The following is an 18,233-nucleotide window of genomic DNA, read 5'->3' as shown; positions in this document are numbered from 1 at the left end:
ATAATGTTGCAGTTTATCAGTCGGTTACGGAGATAGAATTTTTCTGACTGTTAACGGAAGTCTGTACAAGTTCAGGAAAAGGTGAGAAATCGTCGCCGGTGGGGCGTTTGGCAGGCGAAAAACGTAAGGTAATCAAGCATGACGCCATGGTGTGCTTCTGTTAGTGTGGTCGCTCATTCACCGCCAACCGGGGCTCCTATGCTCACTACCATTATTTACCGTAGCCATCTGCGTGACGACGTTACCTACCAGATGCTTGAAGAGATGGTCGCAGCAGCCAATATCAAGAATGGTCAGGCAAACGTCACCGGCATTTTGCTGTTCAACGGCACGCATTTCTTCCAGTTGCTGGAAGGGCCGGAGGAGACGGTTGTTCCCATCTATGACGCCATTTGCGCGGACCCACGTCATTACAATGTGGTGGAGTTGCTGCGTGATTACGCGCCTTCTCGCCGCTTTGGTAAAACGGGCATGGAGCTCTTTGATTTACGCGATCACAACAGTGAGGCGGTTTTGCAGACGGTGCTCGACAAAGGTACCTCTAAGTACCAGTTGATTTATGACGATCGCGCGTTGCAGTTTTTTCAAACCTTTGTCGAAGAGGGTGAAAAAGAGAACTACTTTGAGATCCCGTCAGCCGATAGCTGGGAGTTTATTGCCGATGGCAACGCCATCGCCCTGCCTGCCTCGGCAAGCGATAACCCCGCCGATTGCCGCTTTGCGTTTCAACCGCTGATCGATCCGTTTGCCCGCGAAATTGTCGCCATTGAAGCGCTGCTGCGCACGCCCGCCGGTGATTCGCCGCAAACCTATTTCGCGGGGTTGACGGGCGATGCGCTGTACCAGGCCGATCTGCAAAGTAAGAAAGTCGCTTTCGCCATGGCCGCCGCGTTAAACCTTGGCGCGCAGACGCTCTCCGTCAACCTGTTGCCAATGACGTTGGTTGAAATCCCGCACGCGGTCGAGTTTATTTTGCAGGAGATCAACGCCAACGGGCTGGTACCTGAGCAGGTGATTGTCGAGTTTACCGAAAGCGAAATCATCTCCCGTCTTGATGAGTTCACCCGTGCGGTGAAACTGCTGAAAGGCGCCGGTATTCGCGTGGCGATTGATCACTTTGGCGCGGGCTTTGCGGGCCTGGTGCTGCTGGCGCAGTTCCAGCCGGATCGCATCAAAATTAATCGTGATCTGATTCAGGATGTGCACAAGAGCGGCTCGCGCCAGGCGATTGTCCAGGCCATTATTAAATGTTGTACATCGTTGGAAATCGCCGTGTCCGCCGTCGGCATTGAGAAAGCGGAAGAGTGGATGTGGCTGGAGTCTGCGGGCATTTCGCAGTTCCAGGGTTTTCTGTTCGCCCGCCCGGATCTGGGCGGTATTCCTGCGGTGGCGTGGCCTGAGAAGAAAGAAGAATGAGAATAAATCGATAAGCAAATGTGTACAAAGTGCTTGTACAGCTTGTTGAGGTTAATTAGTCTTTGCAAAGAATATATCGGCATCAATAGTTCGAGGGGTCATGGCTTTTTACAGTATTGGCGAGGTCGCCGAGCGATGCGGCATAAATCCGGTCACCCTACGCGCATGGCAACGTCGTTATGGATTGCTAAAACCTCAGCGTAGCGAAGGCGGGCATCGCCAGTTTGATGAGTCTGATATCCAGCGCATTATGGAAATAAAGCGCTGGATTGAAAGCGGCGTATCCGTTAGCAAAGTTAAAGCATTGCTTGATGAAAACGTTGTTACCGACGTTCCCGGCTGGAGATCCATTCAGGAAGAGATGATGTCCATGTTGCGCCAGGTGAACCCTGCCCGGCTACGCGCGGCCCTTGTCGAATTAGGCCGCCAACATTCGTCTGAGCAACTGATCGACGAAATCATCATGCCGGTGCGCCTGCGTCTGGCGCGCGATCACAACACGGCGCGGGTCATTTTAAGCCTGCTGGATGGCGCGCTGATTGATTACGCCGTGTTGCGCATTGCTGCGGCGCGCAAAGACGCCGTGAAAGACGCGTTGCTGGTTTCGTGGGGTAATGACGATCGCACGCGTTTATGGCTGGAAGCCTGGCGGCTGACCGGGCAAGGATGGCGTGTTGATGTGCTTGCCGAACCGCTCGACTCCCCTCACCCGGAATTTTTCCCCGGTCAGCATCTGTTTGTCTGGACAGGCAGAGCGTTAACCCAACGCCAGACGCAGCAGTTAGCGCACTGGCGTGAGCAGGGTTTCACCGTCGCGATTCACGGCGAGTAAAACCCAACGATTACGGTTGCCAGGTCTGCTGATTCCCGGACATCTTTTTATCGAGGTAGAACGCCGCACTGATCAGCGCGAGATGCGAAAGCGCCTGCGGGAAGTTGCCGAGTGGAAAGCCGCGCTCATCAAACTCTTCGGCGTACAGCCCCAAATGGTTGGCGTAATGCAGCAAGCGTTCGAACTCGATCCTCGCTTCATCAACAAAATCCGCCCGCGCCAGACACTCCACATACCAGAACGAACAGGGCACAAAATAACCCTCTTCGCCGCGCAGTGAATCCGACGGCGTTTCCGCTTGCAGATAGCGACGCACCATGCCGTCGCGCATCAACTTTTTGCGAATCGCCGCAAGCGTCGCCAGCCAGTCCGGATCTTTCGAGCCGATAAAACGAAACAGCGGCATGAGCAGCATCGAACCGTCGAGATCGGTGCCGTGCCGCGTCGACGTGAAATGCCCCAATTCATCGTTCCAGAAATTGTTCCAGATATCGTCGCGAATTTTCTGCCGCGTTGCTTCCCATTTGGCAAACGGCATTGAGAGTGAACGCTTGGCGCCCAGACGCAGCGCGCGATCCAGCGCCACCCAGCACATCAAACGCGAGTAGAGGAAATTCGCCGGTTCGCCGCGCATTTCCCAGATCCCCGCATCCGGCGAGTCCCAAATCTCGCAGACATAATCCACCAGCCGAACCACATGCCCCCAACCGCGGTGCGACACGTTGTCGCCATATTTGGTGGTGAGATACACGGCGTCCAGCAATTCACCGTAGATATCCAGTTGCAGTTGTTTATAGGCTTCGTTGCCCTTGCGCACCGGCTTTGAATTCAGGTAGCCGGCAAGATGCGGCAAGATTTCCTCGGTCAAATCCGTTTCACTGTCCAGCCGGTACATCACCTGTAAGCGTTTCGGGTCGAATTTGCTGTTTTCCATGCAGCGACCAATCCACGCGCTAAAGGCTTTGGCTTCCTCGACATAGCCCAGGCGAATCAACGCGTAACAACTGAACGACGCATCGCGCAGCCAGGTGGCGCGGTAATCCCAATTGCGTTCACCGCCGGGCAGTTCCGGCAAACCGAACGTCGCCGCTGCCGCGATCGAACCGTAACGCTGCGAGGTTAACAGTTTCAGCACCAGCGATGAGCGCGTCACCGCTTCGCGCCAGCGTCCGCGATATTTGCTTTGGCTGACCCACTGCTGCCAGAATGCCAGCGTCTTGTGGTACTCCTGATCCACGTGTTTTAAGGCGGCGTGTTTCACCTTCGCGTCGCCAAACACAAACTCGGCGCACTCGCCTTCCATCAGGGTAAATTCGCCGTCGAGTTGGCCTTTTTTCACCTTCAACGGCTGAGAGGACGCCAGCGTCATGGCGACGTTTTGCTCGCCCTTAAAGCAGTAAACCTTTTTATCGACGCTCACCTCAGGGATTTCACTGGCGTAATTGAAGCGCGGCGAGCAGTGCAGTTTGATCGTCGCGCTGCCGTATATCATTTTGATTTTGCGGATGATCACCGGGTTGGCATCAACGTCGTCATTGATGGCGATAAAGTCCGTTAGCTCGACCATTGCCCCCTTCGACAACCAGCGGGTTTGCAGCACATTGCTGTCCGGCAGGTAATGCTGAATCGCCCGCCACGCGTCCCCCACCGGCGCGAGGGAGAAATAACCGCCTTTTTTAGGATCGAGCAACGAGGTGAAAATGGACGGGCTGTCTAAATTGGGCCAGCAGAGAAAATCAATCATGCCTTCGACGGTCACCAGCGCACAGGTTTGCAGGTTGCCAATGATCCCATGCTTATCAATAACCGTAATGGTGTTGCTGTCAGTTTTCATGCGACTCCTTGCGAAAGCGTTGGCTGTTTTAAGATTAGGCGAAACGGAAACATCCCGCATCTGTGCCAGGGGCAAAACGACGCGCCAGAGTACCCTTTCGTTTTTCATCGATTGACAAGGTAGAACGGTCGTTCTACTTTGTCGGCATGAAAACACAACTCCCCACGACGCGCGACAAAATCCTTTCCACGGCGGAAAGGCTTATCTATCAACAGGGCATCCAGGCCACCAGCCTCGACGCGCTGGTGAAAGTTTCCGGTGTCGCCCGGAAAAGTATCTATCACCATTTCACGAATAAAGATGACATCGCCATTGCCGTGCTGGATGCCCGCGACGATCGCTGGATGCACTGGTTTTGCGAGGAAACCGAAAAAGCCGCGACGCCGCACGCCCGGCTGATTGAAATGTTTAACGTGCTGGCTAGCTGGTTCGCGTCGCCGGAGTTTTATGGCTGCGCGTTTATCAACACCGCCTGCGAAATCGGTGACGCCGAGGCGCCAGTGCGCGCGATCTGCAAACGGCACAAACAGCGGCTGCTCAGTTACGTTCAGCACTTGTGCGAGCAGGCGGGTTGCGCCGAGCCGGAGCCGCTTGCCAGGCAGTTGCTGATCCTGATCGACGGCGCGATCACGGTTGCCAGAGTCACCGGAGATATCCACGCGGCAGAAAGCGCGAAATCCGTTGCCCTCGCCTTGCTGCAACCCGCCAATGTTTCAACAACACCTTGATGAGAGAGGCTTTTATGTCTGAACAACACACAACCCGACCGCCCCTGCCGCCGTTTACCCGCGAATCGGCAATCGAAAAAGTACGCCTGGCGGAAGATGGCTGGAACAGCCGTGACCCGGCAAAAGTGGTGCTGGCCTATTCGCCGGAGACAAAATGGCGCAACCGCGCAGAGTTTGTTACCGGGCGCGCGGAGTGTCAGGCGTTTCTGGAGCGCAAATGGAAAAAAGAACTGGATTACCGCCTGATCAAAGAGATGTGGGCATTTACTGAAAATGTGATTGCCGTGCGTTTCGCCTACGAGTGGCATGATGATTCGGGAAACTGGTTTCGATCGTACGGCAATGAAAACTGGGAATTCGGCCCGGACGGCCTGATGACGCGGCGTTACGCCTGCATTAACGATCTGCCGATCGCCGAAGCCGATCGCAAATATCACTGGCCGCTCGGCCGACGCCCGGACGATCATCCGGGGTTGTCGGATTTGGGGCTGTAAGTTTCGCCGGATGGCGCTTGCGCTTATCCGGCATAACGTCCCCTTATTCCGGCGTGCTTTCCAGGCGCTGGCGATGGCGCAGGCCAGGGAACCACTTCATCCACAGCCCAACCACGACAAGTGTACCGATGCCGCCCAGCGCCGCCGCGGGCACCGCACCGAGCCAGGCGGCCAGCATGCCGGACTCAAACTCGCCAAGCTGGTTGGAGGTATTGATAAAGATGGAGTTCACCGCGTTGACGCGCCCGCGCATGTCATCGGGGGTATCAAGTTGCACCAGCGAACCACGGATCACCATACTCACCATATCGAAACCACCGAGGGCGAACAGCGCCAGCAGCGAGAGCCACATCCAGCTTGAGAAGGCAAACACCAGCGTTGCCACGCCAAAGCCCGCCACACACATAAACATGATCATGCCGACATTGCGTTTCAGTGAACGATGGCTGAGCCAGAAGCCGATCAGCAAGGCGCCAACGGCGGGCGCACTGCGCAACAGGCCCAGCCCAAGCGGGCCGGTGTGCAACACATCGTGGGCGAAAATCGGCAACAACGCGGTCGCGCCGCCGAGCAGCACGGCGAACAGATCCAGCGAAATCACACCCAGCACATCCGGGCGGTTGCGGATAAAATTCACCCCGGCAAACAGCGAGGAAAGCGTGGCTGGCGTGCGTTTCGGTGGCGCCTGCTCATAACGCAGCGTGATCACCAGCAGCAGCGAGACCAGATACAGCGCGGCGGTGACGCTGTAGACCACATCCGCGCCTGCCGCATAGAGAAAACCGCCGAGCGCCGGGCCAACGATTTGCGCCGCCTGGCCGGAAACGGCATTCGCCGCGGTTGCCCGTGGCAAAATCGACGTCGGCACCAGCGCGGGCAGCATTGAGATCATCGACGGGGATTCCACGGTTTTCGCGCAGGAGATAACAAAAATCAGCGCGAGGATCACCCACACGCTGGCATCGCCCTGCCATGTCAGCCACGCCAGCGCGACAATTGCCACCCATTCACAAATCTGCCCCAGCAGCACGACGCGACGCCGGTCAAACTGATCGGCGATATGCCCGGCAGGCAGCGCCAGCGTGACGGAGGGAATAAACTGCACAAGGCCAATCATGCCGAGCCAAAACGCGCTCTGGGTCTGGGAGTAAATCTGCCAGCCGACGATTATCGACAACATCTGGAAACCGAAACTGGAGCTGGTTCGTGCCAGCCAGAACGCCACAAACGAACGGTGCTGCAATAAACGTCCATCACTGCCGGGTAAAACAGGTGCCATAGCTTTTCTCTTTTCGTTGTTATTAATGCCCTGCCGACGGCGCGCCCGGCGCACCGGAGCGCACAAACGGCGGTCGCGCAAACCAAATCAAGATCATCAACGCCATAAAGCCCCAGCCCAGCAGCCAGAAATAGTCGATGGTTGACATCATGTACGCCTGCGTTGCGATGGTGTTATCCACCGCCGCCAGGTGCTGCTGCGTCACGCCGCCCATTTTGTGCAGGTAGTCCATTGCCGCCGGGTTATAGACAGAGACGCTCTCGGTGAGGTTGGCATGATGATAAACCTCGCGCCGCGACCAGATCCAGGTGGTGAGCGAGGAGGCAAACGAACCGCCCAGCACACGGAAAAAGGTCGCCAGGCCGGAGCCTTCCGCCACTTCCTGTCCGTGCAAATTCGACAGCACAATGGTGGTGATTGGCATAAAGAAAAACGCCACGCCAATACCCATAAACATCTGCACTTCGGCGATGGTGCGAAAATCGACGTTGGTGTTGAACTGCGCGCGCATCAGGCAAGACGCGCCCATGGTCAGGAACGACAGCGCGGCCAGAATGCGCAAATCCACTTTGTTGGCGTAGCGGCCAATAAACGGTGTCATCAACAGCGGTAAAAAGCCCATCGGCGCCGCTGCCAGCCCGGCCCAAATGGCGGTGTAGCCCATCTGGGTTTGCAGCCACTGCGGCAGAATAATGTTGATGGCGAAAAACGCCGCGTAACCGAGCGTTAATGTCGCGGTGCCAATGGCAAAGTTGCGATCGCGAAACAGCCGCAGGTTAACAATCGGGTGCTTCTCGCCCAGTTCCCACATGACAAACGACACCAGCGCAATCGCCGAGATAATCGACATAACGATGATTTCTGTCGAAGCGAACCAGTCGAGATCGTTGCCTTTATCCAGCACCACTTGCAACAGGCCGACACCCAGCACCAACAACGCAATGCCGATGTAATCAATCGGCGACGAGACGGTGGTTTCCTCGCGCTCGCGCAGTTGGGTCCAGACAACAATTGCCGCGAAAATGCCGATCGGCACGTTGATATAGAAAATCCACGGCCACGAGTAGTTGTCGGTGATCCAGCCGCCGGTGATCGGCCCGATGATCGGCGCGACCACGGTAACCATCGACAATAGCGCCAGCGCCATACTGCGCTTGCTGGTCGGGAAGATAACGAGTAACAACGTCTGGCACATCGGGAACATCGGCCCGGCGAAAAAACCCTGCAAGGCGCGGAAGATAATCAACTCGGTCATGCTGTGGGCGAAGCCGCACAAGAACGACGTCAGTGTAAACAGCGCCACAGAGCCGACAAACAGCTTCAGTTGCCCGAAGCGGCGGGTAAACCAGCCGGTTAACGGCAGCGCGATGGCGTTACACACCGCAAACGAGGTGATAACCCAGGTGCCCTGATCCGAACTGACGCCCAGATTCCCGGCGATGGTCGGCAAGGCCACGTTAGCGATGGTGGTATCCAGCACCTGCATAAACGTCGCCAGCGACAGCGCAATCGTCGCCAGCAGCAGGCTGGGCGGCGTAAATGCCGATTTATCTTGCATCACGTCTCTCTTAGCGGGCGCGGGATGACGCTACCGGCTGGCTGTTGTCATGAAGAATTTTCGCCACCAGCTTATCGGCATTTTCCAGCGCGTTTTGGTAAACGTCGGTGGTAAAGCGCGGTGCTGCCACGGTTTTTTGCGGCAGCAAGTGACCGTCCGTCTCGCGGATATCGACGCGGGCGAACATCGACAAACCGACGCGCAGCGGGTGCTTCTGCATGTCGTGCGGATCAAGGGTAATGCGCACCGGCAGACGCTGAATAATCTTGATCCAGTTGCCGCTGGCATTCTGCGCTGGCAGCAATGAGAACGCGCTGCCGGTACCAATGCCGAGGCTCTCAATGGTGCCGTGGTATTCGACATCATCGCCGTAGAGATCCGCCGTCAGCGTGACTTTTTGCCCCAGACGCATGGTGTTCATCTGGCTCTCTTTGAAGTTGGCGTCCACCCAAACTTGATCGAGCGGCACAATCGACATCAGCGTGCTGCCGGAATCGACGCGCATGCCAAGCTGGACGGCGCGTTTGGCGACATAGCCGCTCACCGGCGCAACGATGGTGCTGCGTGCGTTATCGAGGAAACGCTGGCGCAGGGTGGCGACGGCGCTTTTGATCTCCGGGTGGCTGTCGATCACGGTGTCATCCACCATCGCCAGATTAGTGTTCAATGCCTGCTGTGCGGCAGCTAAATCGCTTTGCGCGCTGGTGACAGTGTCACGATAATGGGCAAGATCTTCCGCCGTGACCGCGCCAGTGGCGAAAATCTTCTGACGGCGGGCATAGTCGCTTTGCGCGGTTTGCAGCGCGACTTTTTTCGCGGCGACCTGGGCGCGGTAATTATCAGCGGTGCTGTAAAGCCCGCGCACCTGGCGCACGGTATTGGCGAGGTCGGCTTGCGCCTGTTGCAGAGCGATGTCGGTATCGCTTGGGTCAAGCAGCACCAACGGCTGGCCTTTTTGCACATAGTCGCCTTCATCAACGGAAACTTGCGTCACGGTACCGGCGATTTGCGGCGTCAGGGTCACCAGGTTGGCGTTGACGTAGGCGTCATCGGTGGTTTCGTAATAACGCGCATACAGCAGATACCACGCAAGGCAACCCGCAGCGATCAAGAACAAGACAATGAACAAAATAGCGAAATTGCGCTTACGTTTACTCGGTGCACGCTCGGGTTGTGTAGCAGTAGTTGACATCTTTTTACCTTAATCAGGACAGCTTAGCGATGTGGCTGGGTTGCCTCGTCCGGCAGCATTTTGATCAGAAGCTCTACCAGCAGTTGGGATTCTTCGGGCGTCAGGCGCGAGGTCAGCGAACTTAAGATCGAGGCCAGCGCCTCGTTCTGAAAACGATCGCAAATACAGCGCCCTTTTTCGGTCAGGGCCAGGATGACCTGGCGTTTATCCTCGGGGTTGGTGGTGCGCAAAATGAGCTCGCGTTTGACCATGCGTTCGAGCATGCGGCTCATCGCCCCGGCGTCCATCAGCAAATTTTTGCTCACTTCCACCGGGCTATTGAACCCTTTGTAAATGCTGATCAGCACTTTGAACTGCGCCGCGGTGATATCCGCTGGCGAAAAGTAGTTGCTGATCAGTTGGTCTTTGAACTGGTTCGCCAGATGGATCAGCAAACCGAGATGCAGTTTGGGGTTAGGAATATCCGCAGCGTTACTCATGATATTTGCCTGGACAATAATTACATTTGAAATTACTGACCAGGCATATAACTGTCAATAAATTGTCAAGATAAGCGCACGTTTTGTCAGCGCGTAGGCCTGATAAGCGAAGCGCCATCAGGCGTTGGCATCCGCCCGTATGGCGAAATACCCACTGCTTCACTATGTGAAGCAATTTCTCCTGACAATCTTTGATAAGCCTCACGCAACCTGGCACTGCGCTCGCCTGTTTCCCGCCAATCCTTAACACTCCGATGACGATAACAACACACCGACTACCCTACTTAACCTCGGGAGGTTAAATGGAGCACACAACATCCTCGCCGGGAAACTATGCTGCCGCGCAGCAGAAAGTTCCCGCCAGACGCACCGCCAAAATCATGCTGTCGGCGGGCGTCGGCCACTTTATCGAATGGTTCGACTTCGGGCTGTACGGCACGCTGGCGGCGATCATCGCCAGTAACTTTTTCGTCAGCAGCGACCCGGCGGTCGGCTTGCTGAAATCCTTCGCCGTCTTCGGCTCCGGCTTTTTAATGCGTCCACTCGGCGGGCTGTTTTTCGGATCAATGGGCGACCGGCTGGGGCGGCGCAAAGTGCTGGTGACGGTGATTGTCATTACCTCCATTTCCACCTTCATCATGGGCATTTTGCCCACCTGGCAACAGGCGGGCATTGTTGCGCCGATCCTACTGGTGTTAACCCGCCTGCTCCAGGGCTTTGCCGCTGGCGGCGAGAGTTCCGGCGTGATCACTTATCTTGCCGAAAGCGCCCCACCGCATCGCCGCGCCACGCTGACCTGCTGGAGCGAAAACTTTAGCTTTATGGCCTTTGTTTGCGGCTCCGGGCTGGTGCTGATGCTGACCCACTGGCTGGGCGAAAGCACAATGAACGACTGGGGCTGGCGCATTCCGTTCCTGCTGGCTGCGCCGTTGGGGCTTGGCGGGTTGTATATGCGCCGCAATATGGAAGACTCCGAAGAGTTTCATAAGCTGAAAGCCAGCGGCAAGCTGGAAAAATCCCCGCTGCGCAAATCGCTTTCGACCTCGATGAACGCCCTGCTGTTCTGCACCGGTTTTGTGGTGGTGAAAGCGGTCAGTAGCTGGGTGCTGCAATCCTTTATGCCGGGCTACCTCTCCACGCACCTGCACTACAGCCGCACCGACTCGTATTTGATCACCACGCTTGGGCTGTTGAGCGTCGCGATATGTATGCCGCTCACCGGTTATCTTTCCGACCTCTGGGGACGTCGCCCGCTCATGTTAATGGGCTGCGGCGGTTTTATTCTGTTCACCTGGCCGGCAATGCTACTGATGAGCCAGGGATCCGTTGGCGCGTCGATTGCCGCCATGAGCCTGCTCGGCGTGTTTGTCGCGATGTTTAATGGCGGCTGCGGCGCGGCGATGGTGGAACTTTTCCCGACCGCGATTCGCTACGGCAGTATCGCCATCGCTTACAACCTGACTGTCGCTGTGTTCGGCGGTGTCACGCCGTTCGCCTCGGCAGGCTTGATTTCGCTTACCGGCGACCCGCTCTCCCCGGCGTGGTACGTCATGGGAACGGCGCTTATCTCGTTTATTGTCGTGTGGATTGCCAAAGAAACCGCCGGCAAAGTCCTCGATTAACCTGACCCGGAGTTGTCATGAAGATCAGCCAGATCGACTGTTTTCCGCTCAAAATCACCCCGCAGCAGGTTTACCTGGGCGGTGAATCACAAGAACACGACGCGGATTATTACTACCGCCCGGAATACCGCTGCGTCTACTCGCGCAAGATGGAAACGTGCCTCGTAAAAATCACCACTGACAGCGGGCATGTTGGCTGGGGAGAAGCGCTGGCCCCGGTGGTGCCTCAAGTGATTGCCGAACTGATTACGCACCTGTTCGCGCCGTTGCTGAAGGGGCAATCGCCCTTAGCCAGCCAGGTGCTGAACTCGCGGATGTACGACGCGATGCGCGATCGCGGGCATATCACCGGGTATCACATCGACGCACTGGCCGCTGTGGATATCGCGCTGTGGGATCTGAAAGGCCAGATCCTCGAACAACCGGTTTATCAATTGCTCGGCGGCGCCTACCGCGAGTCGGTTCCCTGTTATGTTTCCGGGCTGCCGGAGCCGGATTTGCCCGCCCGCTGCGCGCTGGCGAAACGCTGGCAGGAGAAAGGCTTTAACGCCGTGAAACTGGCGCTCGGCTATGGCGTGCGCGAAGACATCGACAACGTGCGAGCCATTCGCGAAACGCTGGGCGACGAGGCGAAAATCTTCCTTGATGCGCACTGGAATTACAGCGTGGCGCAGGCGGCGGAACTGGCCAATGCCCTGCATCCGCTGGGCTTAGGTTTCCTGGAAGCGCCGCTGTTGCCGGAAGATATTGCCGGGCATCGCGAACTGCGGGCGAAAAGTCCGCTGCCGATTGCGCTCGGCGAAACCGAGCGTACCCGTTACCAGTTCAAACCGTTTATCGAACAGCGCGCGGTGGATATTTTGCAGCCCGATGTCGGGCGCACCGGTATCAGCGAATTAATGCATATCGCCTCGCTGGCAGAAACCTGGAATTTGCAGGTCGCACCGCATTTGAGCGTTGGCTTAGGCCCGTGCATTGCCGCGTCTATTCACGTCGCCGCCGCGCTACCGAACCTGTTTATGCTCGAATACCAACCGCCGGTGTTTGCCATCGCCAACCAATTGCTCAATACCCCGCTGGTCTGTGAACAGGGGCATTACGCCCTGCCGCAAGGTACGGGGCTGGGCATTTCAATCAACGAAGAAAAAGTACGGGCATCTGTTATGGGGGCAACATGTTAAAGGGCAATGTGCCGATTCTGGCAACCGCATTTGATGAGCACGGCGCGGTGGATTTTGCGTCTATCGAAAAGTTAGTGAAGTTTCTGCTGGCCCAGGGGATCGACGGGCTGGCGTTGTTTGGCAATGCGTCGGAAGGGTATGCGCTGACATCCGGGGAAAAAGAGGCGCTGTTTGCCTGTGTGAAACGCCTGACCGGCGCGTTGCCTCTTGTTGCGGCGGCGGGCGGCGCGTCATCCGCCGTCGCCATTGAAGATATTCAGCGCGTGCAGCGCTGGGGCGCCCAGGTGGCGATGGTCAACCCGCCCTCGGTGGTGAAACCCGGCCCGGACGAAATTTACAACTTTTGGCGCGATATCTGCGAAGCCTGCGATATCGACATTATGATTCAGGACGCGCCGCTGATGACCGGGGTGAACATTGCGGTGCCAACGCTGGTGAAGCTGTGTGAGGATTTTCCGACCATCAAATACATCAAGGTGGAACAACCGCCGACAACGCTGAAAATCACCGCGCTGAAAAAAGCGCTTGGCGATCGCGTTGGGCTGTTCGGCGGCCTGAATGGCGGGTTTCTCTATGAAGAACTGCGCCGGGGGATTGTCGGCACCATGCCCGCCTGCGAATTCCCTGAGGTGATTAACGCCATTCTTAACGCCTGGCAGCACAACCCGCGTGACGCGCAGGCGCTGTTCTACCGTTATCTGCCCTTCCTGCGTTACGGCGTCCAGCCGGGGATTGGCGTGGCAGTGCATAAAACTGTGCTGCACCAGGGCGGCATTTTTGCCACCGACGTGGTGCGCGAACCGGCTAAACGCATTGACCAGGTAACACGCGACGAACTGCGCGATCTCACTGCCGCCCTGCCGCTGGCGGTACTGGAGGCGAACCAATGAACTATATCGCCGTCGACTGGGGTACCAGTAATTTCCGCGCCCTGAGCGTGCGCAATGGCAAGGTGATCCGCACGGTTGAAGCAAGCTGCGGGGTGGGAAAATGTGAACGCGAAGATTTGCCGGAGATTTTGCGCGCGCAGCTTTTGCGCCTCGGCGATGCCTGGGATGAGCAACTGCCGGTGCTGCTGTGCGGCATGATTGGCAGCAATATCGGGCTTGCCGACGCGGGATATCTGGAATTACCGCTGAGTTTTGCCGATCTCACGGCGAAAGGCCGCGAACTCACCGGCATCCTGCCGAATCCTGTGACCTTGCGGCCCGGCATTTGCGACCGCCGGGTGCATGAAATCTGCCGAGGCGAAGAGATGCAACTGGCCGGTGCGCTCACGTTAACGGACAACCAAACGTTCGCAGCGGTCGGCACACACAGCAAATGGCTGACGGTGGATCGCGCCAACCAAACCGTGACATCGCTGCGCACCTTGATGACCGGTGAGCTTTATCACCTGGTGCTCAACCACTCGATTGTCGGCAAAGGCCTGCCCACGCAGATCACCTCCCCGGAGGAATTTTTGCAAGGTGTCGCCACCGCGCAATCGATTGAAGCGGGGCACACCACGCTGGTCTGCGAGCTGTTTCGTTGCCGTGGGCGCTACATTCTGGGCGATCTGGACGCCTCTTTGGCGGGTGCGTGGCTATCGGGTTTGCTGATCGGTCATGAAATTCTGCAAGGCCATCCGCGAAATGCGCCAGTGTGTTTTATCGGCAGCGACGCGCTGCTGCCGCTTTACCGCCAGGCCTGCGAAGCGCTCGGTTTGCCCTGCACATCCCTTGAAGCAGAGCGTGCGCTCATTGCCGGGCTGAATGAGGTGTTTCGTGAAAGAGAGTAACCAGATTGTGGCGATCCTGCGCGGCATCACGCCACCAGAATGTATCGAGCATATCGCCTGCCTGCGCGACCACGGCATCAACAGCGTGGAGATCACCACTAATTCGCCGGAGTGGGCCACCAGCCTCACCCGCGTGCGCGAGGTGTTTGGCGACGCTATTCATCTTGGCGCGGGCACGGTGTTGACGCCGCAACACGTTGTCACCTGCGCCAATGCGGGCGCGGGGTTTATCCTGACGCCCAATCTCGATGAACGCGTGGTCGTTGCCGCAAAACAGCAGGGTTTGCAAGTGTGCGCAGGGGTGTTTACCAGTAGCGAAATTTTTCGCGCCTGCGAATTGGGGGTGGACGTGCTGAAGATCTTCCCGGCCAGTGCGCTGCCGCTGAACTACCCGCAGATGATCAAAGGTCCGTTATCACAAAGTGTGCTGTTTTCTGCCGTCGGCGGTGTCGATTGTGACAATGCGGCAGATTATTTGCGCTATTACGACAGCGTTGGCATCGGTTCATCGCTTTATCGGCCAGGGCAACGCGTCGCCACCACCGCCCTGCACTGCCAGCAGTTATTGAACCGCGGGGAATGACTCCCCGCTGATTTTGCGCGCCGCCGACACCAGAAACTGGCGCAGGCTGTCGATATCCACTTTGTCACCGCCGATATTGGACAAGGCAATCGCCGCCTGCATCCCCGGAATAATACAGGCCAGCCGGTAATCGCCAGGCGCCCACGCGTTGCCAAACACCTGGTGCTGGCGCGCCTGTTCAATCTCTTTTTGCAGCAAATGGTAATCGTGGATGCCAATGCGCTCGACGATCTCCTCATCGCTCATGGTCGACAGCAGTTTGATGCCAATTACCGAGTCGCGAATCGGCCAGGATTCATAGTTGCCAATCGCACGCGCAATGCTTTTCCCGCCGCGCGTGTGCAGCAAATACACCACATGGCTGCCACTCAGCACGCCAATCACGATAGAGACATTGTGGCTGCCGGTTTCTTCCAGCATCTCCAGTACTGCGGTGTAAAAAGCCGAGTTGTGGATGGCGCTCGCCGATAAACGGTGAATGCCCATGCCGAGACGGTATTTGCGTTTCGCGTCCTGCTGCACCATCTCCAGCGCCAGCAATGTTTGCATCAGACGCGTCACTTTGGCGGAGTCCAGCGACAGCTCACGGCCAATCTCGCGAATGCCAAACGCGCGGCTGCCGGTTGCCAGTAAATTCAGGCAACGAAACGCGTCAAAGACGGTGCTGTTCATTTTGCTCATGGCGAAAGGTTCCTGGTGCGACGGCTTTCCAGTGTAGGGATTTGTCGGCGAAATAACAGGCGCAAACGCAGCGGATGTGATGCTCGCCAACCTGTGCTGTTTTCGGGCCGGGATCAAACAAGCGGCAAATAAAACGTAGCGGCAGTGGGTGAATTGCTATGGTTTAAGCGTTACAGGTTTTAGTTATGTGATTTTTGTCGATTTTTTTTGTTTTTTAGAAAGGTATTAACTATCAAATCCGTAGATTCATTCAGGTACCTTTAACTGGAAGCAGTGTATATCGTAACGCCATTACACACGCAAAATGGAGCCAGATATGAGCACGTCAGACGATTTAACCCCTGCTACATCCGTCGAGAAATGCCCTTTCCATGATAACGCCAGCAAGCCGAAATCCGACGGTGCCACCGCCAACCGTGACTGGTGGCCGAACCAACTCCGCGTTGACCTGCTGAATCAACATTCCAACCGTTCCAACCCGCTGGGCGAAAACTTCAGTTATCGCGACGCGTTCAAAAACCTCGATTACTCCGCACTGAAAGCCGATATCCGCAATGTTCTGACCGACTCGCAAGAGTGGTGGCCCGCCGACTGGGGCAGCTACATCGGTCTGTTTATTCGTATGGCCTGGCACAGCGCGGGCACGTATCGCACGGTTGATGGGCGCGGCGGTTCCGGGCGCGGTCAGCAACGTTTCGCGCCGCTGAACTCGTGGCCGGATAACGTCAGCCTTGATAAAGCCCGCCGCCTGCTGTGGCCGGTGAAACAGAAATATGGTCAGCAAATTTCCTGGGGCGACCTGATTATTCTGGCGGGCAACGTCGCGCTGGAAAATGCCGGTTTCCGCACCTTCGGTTTTGGCGCAGGCCGTGAAGATGTCTGGGAACCGGATCTGGATATCGACTGGGGTAACGAGAAAGAGTGGCTGAGCCATCGCCACCCGGAAAGCCTGGCGCAGGCCGCCATCGGCGCAACGGAAATGGGGCTGATTTATGTGAACCCGGAAGGGCCAAATGCCAGCGGTGAGCCGGTTTCCGCCGCATCAGCCATTCGCGCGACGTTTGGGAATATGGGGATGAATGACGAAGAGACCGTGGCGCTGATTGCCGGCGGTCATACGCTGGGTAAAACGCACGGTGCCGCACCCTCGCCGGATCACGTTGGCCCGGAACCGGAAGCCGCGCCGCTGGAAGCGCAAGGTCTCGGCTGGAGCAGCAGTTTTGGCAGTGGCGCAGGTGCCGATGCCATCACGTCCGGGCTGGAAGTGGCCTGGACACAAACGCCAACTCAATGGAGCAACTACTTCTTCGAGAACCTGTTCAAATATGAGTGGGTGCAAACCCGCAGTCCTGGCGGCGCCATTCAGTTTGAAGCGAAAGACGCCGAAGCGATTATTCCTGATCCGTTCGATCCTGAGAAAAAACGCAAGCCGACCATGCTGGTGACCGATCTGACGCTGCGTTTCGACCCGGAATTTGAAAAAATTTCGCGCCGTTTCCTCAACGATCCGCAAGCCTTCAATGAAGCGTTCGCCCGCGCTTGGTTCAAACTGACGCACCGCGATATGGGGCCGAAATCCCGTTACATTGGCCCGGAAGTGCCGAAAGAAGATCTGATTTGGCAGGATCCGTTGCCGGACGCCGTGCATCAGCCAAATGGTGCGGATATCGCGAACCTGAAAGCGGCCATTGCCGAGTCGGGTTTATCCGTAAGCGAACTGGTGTCGGTGGCCTGGGCATCGGCGTCGACATTCCGTGGCGGTGATAAACGCGGCGGTGCCAACGGCGCGCGTCTGGCGCTGGATCCACAAAGAAACTGGCCAGTGAACGCCATTGCGACGAAGGCACTGCCTGCGTTGCAAAGCATTCAGCAAACCTCCGGCAAAGCATCGCTGGCGGACGTGATTGTGTTGGCGGGCGTGGTCGGGATTGAGAAAGCCGCCGCCGCGGCGGGTGTGCAGGTCACGGTTCCCTTTACGCCGGGCCGTGTCGATGCGCGCCAGGATCAGACCGATGTCGAATCCTTCTCGCTGATGGAACCGCTGGCCGATGGTTTCCGTAACTATCGCCGCGTGTGGGATGGCATCAGCACCGAAACGCTGCTGATTGATAAAGCGCAGCAACTGACGCTGACCGCGCCGGAAATGACCGCGCTGGTTGGTGGTTTACGCGCGCTGGGTGCCAATTATGACGGCAGCCAACACGGTGTCTTTACCGACCAGGTGGGCGTGCTGAGCACGGATTTCTTCGTCAATCTGCTGGATATGCGCACCGCGTGGAAAGCCACGGATGAGAAGTCCGAACTGTTTGAAGGCCGCGACCGCCGCAGCGGAGAAGTGAAATACACCGCCACGCGCGCGGATTTGGTGTTCGGTTCCAACTCGGTGCTGCGCGCGCTGGCTGAAGTCTATGCCAGCGCCGACGGCAAGCAGAAATTCGTTACCGACTTCGTGGCCGCGTGGACGAAAGTGATGAACCTGGATCGCTTCGACCTGCTGTAATCCCCTCTTCCTTACGCAAGCCTGCGACGCCTGAAAAGGCCCGCAGGCTTTTTTATTGCAGGCAAAAAAATCCC

16 protein-coding genes are annotated in these 18,233 nt (G+C 57.1%); 10 read left to right on the top strand and 6 right to left on the bottom strand.

Going from position 1 to position 18,233, the window contains the following annotated elements; translation table 11 throughout:
- The first annotated feature begins 198 nt into the window (after nucleotides 1-198).
- Together AAEY27_RS10225 and AAEY27_RS10220 are read left to right on the top strand one after the other, a co-directional pair.
- Nucleotides 199-1,416: a diguanylate phosphodiesterase gene (locus AAEY27_RS10225; RefSeq protein ID WP_342325133.1), complete on the top strand. Its 1,218-nt coding sequence runs from the start codon at nucleotides 199-201 to the stop codon at nucleotides 1,414-1,416.
- A gap of 100 nt (nucleotides 1,417-1,516) precedes the next feature.
- On the top strand, nucleotides 1,517-2,248 hold the full coding sequence (locus tag AAEY27_RS10220) for a MerR family transcriptional regulator (RefSeq protein ID WP_342325131.1): 732 nt from the start codon (nucleotides 1,517-1,519) through the stop codon (nucleotides 2,246-2,248).
- Nucleotides 2,249-2,258: 10 nt separating this feature from the next.
- On the opposite strand, the gene AAEY27_RS10215 is transcribed toward AAEY27_RS10220, so the two are convergent.
- Nucleotides 2,259-4,082: a glycoside hydrolase family 15 protein gene (locus AAEY27_RS10215; RefSeq protein ID WP_342325130.1), complete on the bottom strand. Its 1,824-nt coding sequence runs from the start codon at nucleotides 4,080-4,082 to the stop codon at nucleotides 2,259-2,261.
- Between the two features lie 146 nt (nucleotides 4,083-4,228).
- Between AAEY27_RS10215 and AAEY27_RS10210 the strand changes: the two genes are divergently transcribed.
- Nucleotides 4,229-4,810, top strand: a complete 582-nt coding sequence (locus AAEY27_RS10210) for a TetR/AcrR family transcriptional regulator (RefSeq protein WP_342325128.1) — start codon at nucleotides 4,229-4,231, stop codon at nucleotides 4,808-4,810.
- Between the two features lie 14 nt (nucleotides 4,811-4,824).
- Nucleotides 4,825-5,304: a nuclear transport factor 2 family protein gene (locus AAEY27_RS10205; protein ID WP_342325126.1), complete on the top strand. Its 480-nt coding sequence runs from the start codon at nucleotides 4,825-4,827 to the stop codon at nucleotides 5,302-5,304.
- Nucleotides 5,305-5,347: 43 nt separating this feature from the next.
- Here AAEY27_RS10205 and AAEY27_RS10200 read toward each other — a convergent pair whose 3' ends face one another.
- The 4 genes from AAEY27_RS10200 to AAEY27_RS10185 are packed head-to-tail and all read right to left on the bottom strand — an operon-like array spanning nucleotide 5,348 to nucleotide 9,812.
- Nucleotides 5,348-6,583: an MFS transporter gene (locus AAEY27_RS10200; RefSeq protein ID WP_342325124.1), complete on the bottom strand. Its 1,236-nt coding sequence runs from the start codon at nucleotides 6,581-6,583 to the stop codon at nucleotides 5,348-5,350.
- A 22-nt stretch (nucleotides 6,584-6,605) separates the two neighbouring features.
- On the bottom strand, nucleotides 6,606-8,141 hold the full coding sequence (locus tag AAEY27_RS10195; protein ID WP_342325123.1) for a DHA2 family efflux MFS transporter permease subunit: 1,536 nt from the start codon (nucleotides 8,139-8,141) through the stop codon (nucleotides 6,606-6,608).
- A gap of 10 nt (nucleotides 8,142-8,151) precedes the next feature.
- Nucleotides 8,152-9,333, bottom strand: coding sequence for an efflux RND transporter periplasmic adaptor subunit (locus tag AAEY27_RS10190; RefSeq protein WP_342325121.1), 1,182 nt, complete (start codon nucleotides 9,331-9,333; stop codon nucleotides 8,152-8,154).
- A gap of 23 nt (nucleotides 9,334-9,356) precedes the next feature.
- Nucleotides 9,357-9,812, bottom strand: a complete 456-nt coding sequence (locus tag AAEY27_RS10185) for a MarR family transcriptional regulator (protein ID WP_342325119.1) — start codon at nucleotides 9,810-9,812, stop codon at nucleotides 9,357-9,359.
- A 302-nt stretch (nucleotides 9,813-10,114) separates the two neighbouring features.
- On the opposite strand from AAEY27_RS10185, the gene AAEY27_RS10180 reads away from it, so the two are divergent.
- Genes AAEY27_RS10180 through AAEY27_RS10160 form a run of 5 tightly spaced genes read left to right on the top strand, consistent with a single transcriptional unit; the run spans nucleotide 10,115 to nucleotide 14,978 of the window.
- Nucleotides 10,115-11,434 (top strand): MFS transporter, encoded by a 1,320-nt coding sequence (locus AAEY27_RS10180; RefSeq protein ID WP_342325118.1) that lies wholly within the window; start codon nucleotides 10,115-10,117, stop codon nucleotides 11,432-11,434.
- A 17-nt stretch (nucleotides 11,435-11,451) separates the two neighbouring features.
- The gene (locus tag AAEY27_RS10175) at nucleotides 11,452-12,615 is read left to right on the top strand and encodes a mandelate racemase/muconate lactonizing enzyme family protein (protein ID WP_342325117.1); all 1,164 of its coding nucleotides are present in this window, start codon (nucleotides 11,452-11,454) and stop codon (nucleotides 12,613-12,615) included.
- The gene (locus tag AAEY27_RS10170) at nucleotides 12,609-13,505 is read left to right on the top strand and encodes a dihydrodipicolinate synthase family protein (RefSeq protein ID WP_342325115.1); all 897 of its coding nucleotides are present in this window, start codon (nucleotides 12,609-12,611) and stop codon (nucleotides 13,503-13,505) included. The genes AAEY27_RS10175 and AAEY27_RS10170 overlap by 7 nt, the downstream gene beginning before the upstream one ends.
- Nucleotides 13,502-14,395 carry a 2-dehydro-3-deoxygalactonokinase gene (locus AAEY27_RS10165; RefSeq protein WP_342325113.1) on the top strand — a complete coding sequence of 298 codons (894 nt, stop codon included), beginning with the start codon at nucleotides 13,502-13,504 and terminating at the stop codon, nucleotides 14,393-14,395. The genes AAEY27_RS10170 and AAEY27_RS10165 overlap by 4 nt, the downstream gene beginning before the upstream one ends.
- Entirely contained in the window at nucleotides 14,382-14,978 is a 597-nt protein-coding gene (locus AAEY27_RS10160) for a 2-dehydro-3-deoxyphosphogluconate aldolase (RefSeq protein ID WP_342325111.1), read from the top strand. Before AAEY27_RS10165 ends, AAEY27_RS10160 begins: the two co-directional genes overlap by 14 nt.
- Here the strand turns inward: AAEY27_RS10160 and AAEY27_RS10155 are convergent.
- Complete coding sequence (locus AAEY27_RS10155) at nucleotides 14,958-15,659, bottom strand: helix-turn-helix domain-containing protein (RefSeq protein ID WP_342325109.1); 702 nt, start codon at nucleotides 15,657-15,659, stop codon at nucleotides 14,958-14,960. The two genes, AAEY27_RS10160 and AAEY27_RS10155, sit on opposite strands and share 21 nt — an antisense overlap.
- Before the next feature lie 316 nt (nucleotides 15,660-15,975).
- Between AAEY27_RS10155 and katG the strand changes: the two genes are divergently transcribed.
- Nucleotides 15,976-18,159 carry a catalase/peroxidase HPI gene (gene katG, locus AAEY27_RS10150; RefSeq protein ID WP_342325108.1) on the top strand — a complete coding sequence of 728 codons (2,184 nt, stop codon included), beginning with the start codon at nucleotides 15,976-15,978 and terminating at the stop codon, nucleotides 18,157-18,159.
- The last annotated feature ends 74 nt before the right edge of the window (nucleotides 18,160-18,233 follow it).

The sequence above is a fragment of the Kosakonia sp. BYX6 genome (assembly GCF_038449125.1).
Taxonomy (GTDB): domain Bacteria; phylum Pseudomonadota; class Gammaproteobacteria; order Enterobacterales; family Enterobacteriaceae; genus Kosakonia; species Kosakonia calanthes.
Note: the sequence above shows the minus strand (reverse complement) of the source record. Positions and strands in the feature narration are given on the sequence as shown.

Bases quoted from the DNA above. Each gene is read 5' to 3' on its own strand.
- AAEY27_RS10195 (WP_342325123.1), bottom strand. From the start codon at position 8,141: ATGCAAGATAAATCGGCATTTACGCCGCCCAGCCTGCTGCTGGCGACG.
- AAEY27_RS10215 (WP_342325130.1), bottom strand. From the start codon at position 4,082: ATGAAAACTGACAGCAACACCATTACGGTTATTGATAAGCATGGGATC.
- AAEY27_RS10205 (WP_342325126.1), top strand. From the start codon at position 4,825: ATGTCTGAACAACACACAACCCGACCGCCCCTGCCGCCGTTTACCCGC.
- AAEY27_RS10200 (WP_342325124.1), bottom strand. From the start codon at position 6,583: ATGGCACCTGTTTTACCCGGCAGTGATGGACGTTTATTGCAGCACCGT.
- AAEY27_RS10225 (WP_342325133.1), top strand. From the start codon at position 199: ATGCTCACTACCATTATTTACCGTAGCCATCTGCGTGACGACGTTACC.
- AAEY27_RS10220 (WP_342325131.1), top strand. From the start codon at position 1,517: ATGGCTTTTTACAGTATTGGCGAGGTCGCCGAGCGATGCGGCATAAAT.
- katG (WP_342325108.1), top strand. From the start codon at position 15,976: ATGAGCACGTCAGACGATTTAACCCCTGCTACATCCGTCGAGAAATGC.
- AAEY27_RS10190 (WP_342325121.1), bottom strand. From the start codon at position 9,333: ATGTCAACTACTGCTACACAACCCGAGCGTGCACCGAGTAAACGTAAG.
- AAEY27_RS10175 (WP_342325117.1), top strand. From the start codon at position 11,452: ATGAAGATCAGCCAGATCGACTGTTTTCCGCTCAAAATCACCCCGCAG.
- AAEY27_RS10165 (WP_342325113.1), top strand. From the start codon at position 13,502: ATGAACTATATCGCCGTCGACTGGGGTACCAGTAATTTCCGCGCCCTG.
- AAEY27_RS10185 (WP_342325119.1), bottom strand. From the start codon at position 9,812: ATGAGTAACGCTGCGGATATTCCTAACCCCAAACTGCATCTCGGTTTG.
- AAEY27_RS10180 (WP_342325118.1), top strand. From the start codon at position 10,115: ATGGAGCACACAACATCCTCGCCGGGAAACTATGCTGCCGCGCAGCAG.
- AAEY27_RS10210 (WP_342325128.1), top strand. From the start codon at position 4,229: ATGAAAACACAACTCCCCACGACGCGCGACAAAATCCTTTCCACGGCG.
- AAEY27_RS10170 (WP_342325115.1), top strand. From the start codon at position 12,609: ATGTTAAAGGGCAATGTGCCGATTCTGGCAACCGCATTTGATGAGCAC.
- AAEY27_RS10155 (WP_342325109.1), bottom strand. From the start codon at position 15,659: ATGAGCAAAATGAACAGCACCGTCTTTGACGCGTTTCGTTGCCTGAAT.